2 protein-coding genes are annotated in these 1,893 nt (G+C 70.4%); both read left to right on the top strand.

What is annotated here, in order from left to right; genetic code table 11:
* On the top strand, positions 1-1,142 hold a 1,142-nt coding region (locus QZ994_RS19695), incomplete at its 5' end, for a PAS domain S-box protein (protein WP_290877749.1).
* A gap of 8 nt (positions 1,143-1,150) precedes the next feature.
* A complete protein-coding gene (locus tag QZ994_RS19700; protein WP_290877752.1) occupies positions 1,151-1,828 on the top strand; it encodes a response regulator transcription factor in 678 nt (225 codons plus the stop codon).
* Positions 1,829-1,893 lie beyond the last annotated feature (65 nt).

The raw sequence follows: 1,893 nt of genomic DNA on the forward strand, positions 1-1,893 counted from the left end.
GCGACCGCCTGGGCCTGCTGCTCGAATCCACGGGCGAAGGCGTCTACGGCATCGACATGGACGGCCTGTGCACCTTCATCAACCGTGCCGGCGCCCGCATGCTGGGCTACGAGCCCGAAGAGGTGCTGGGGCGCAACATGCACGAGCTCTCGCACCACACCCACCCCGATGGCCGCGCCTACCCGGTGGGCGAGTGCCCCATCTACAACGCCTTCCGCGCCGGTGTGCCCTGCCGCATCGACAGCGAGGTGCTCTGGCGCCGCGATGGCCGCCCCTTTGCCGCCGAGTACTCCTCCTACCCCATCCTCGATGGCGAAGAGGTGCTGGGCGCGGTCGTCACCTTTGTCGACATCAGCGAACGCAAGCGCCAGCAGGACCAGCTCAAGGCCGCCCGCGACCAGCTGGAGCAGCGCGTGGCCGAGCGCACCGCCGATCTCAGCGCCGCCCTCACGCAGCTGCGCGAGCTGCAAACCCACATCGAACAGGTGCGCGAAGCCGAGCGCACCCGCATTGCCCGCGAGATCCATGACGAGTTCGGCAGCCTCCTGGTGGGCCTCAAGATGGACGTCAGCTGGCTGGAGAAACGCCTCATGGACCAACCCGCCCTGCGCTGCAAGTGCCAGGACATGCGCGGCCTGATCGACCAGGCCGTCGACAACGTCGGCCGCATCGTGACCGACCTGCGCCCCGCCATCCTCGATCACCAGGGCCTGTGGGCCACGCTCGAATGGCAGGTTCGCGACTTTGCCGACACCAGCGAGCTGGCCTGCGACTGGTCGATCGACATCGCCCCCGGCCTGCAGGCACCCGACGGCCCGCTGGCCACGGCCATCTTCCGCATCTTCCAGGAGATGCTCAGCAACGTCTCGCGCCATGCGCGGGCCAGCGAGGTCGCCATCCGCATCAGCGCCACGCCCTCCGACATCACCCTGCGCGTGAAGGACAACGGCCGAGGCGCACCGCCCAGCGCCTTCGAGCGCCCCGATGCCTGGGGCATGCTGGGCATGCGCGAGCGCGCCAGCCATTTCGGCGGCTGGCTGCACGTCGACAGCCAGCCCGGCCAGGGCACCCAGCTCATCCTGAGCATGCCGCTCTACCAGGCCGGCGCCCAGAGCCGCCTGCTGCAACGCGGCGCCGCCTGAGTCCCTTGATGGCCAGCGTCCGCATCCTGCTGGTCGACGACCACCTCGTGGTGCGCCGCGGCCTGCGCCAGCTGCTGGCCGATGTGCCGGGCCTGCAGGTCGTGGCCGAAGCCGCCGACGCGGCCGAGGCGGTGCAGACGGCGCGTCGCCTCTTGTGGCCCGGTGGCGATGGCCGCGCGCCGGGCGAGGGCCTGGACGTGGTGCTGCTCGACATCGCCTTGCCCGGTCGCGACGGCCTGGACGTGCTGCGCCAGCTCAAGGCCGAGCACCCGCGCCTGGCCGTGCTCATGCTCAGCACCTATCCCGACAAGCAGTTTGCTGTGCGCTGCCTGCGCGCCGGGGCCTCGGGCTACCTGAACAAGACCGTCGACCCCGATGTGCTCACGGCCGCCCTCCTCAAGGCGGCGGCCGGCGGCGTCTACCTCACGCCCAGTGCGGCCGAGGCCATGGCCGGCGCCCTGCACGAACTGCGCGACAAGCCTGGCCACGAGGCGCTCTCGCAGCGCGAGCACCAGGTTTTTCGCCTGCTGGCCCAGGGGCAGTCGGTCGGCCAGATCGCGCAGTCCCTGAGCCTGTCGCCCAACACCGTGTCCACCTACCGCGCGCGCATCCTCGACAAAACCGGCACCCGCAACGACGTGGAACTCGCCCTGTATGCCGTGAGGCAGCAGCTCGTGGCCCTGTGAACGCTGGCCTGTAGGGCCAGCCCTACAGGCGAATCAGCGTTGCCGTGATGGCCTGCGGCGCGGCG

Origin of the sequence: Aquabacterium sp. (assembly GCF_021768455.1) — a bacterium.
Classification (GTDB): Bacteria; Pseudomonadota; Gammaproteobacteria; order Burkholderiales; family Burkholderiaceae_C; genus Aquabacterium.

Bases quoted from the DNA above. Each gene is read 5' to 3' on its own strand.
- QZ994_RS19700 (WP_290877752.1), top strand. From the start codon at position 1,151: ATGGCCAGCGTCCGCATCCTGCTGGTCGACGACCACCTCGTGGTGCGC.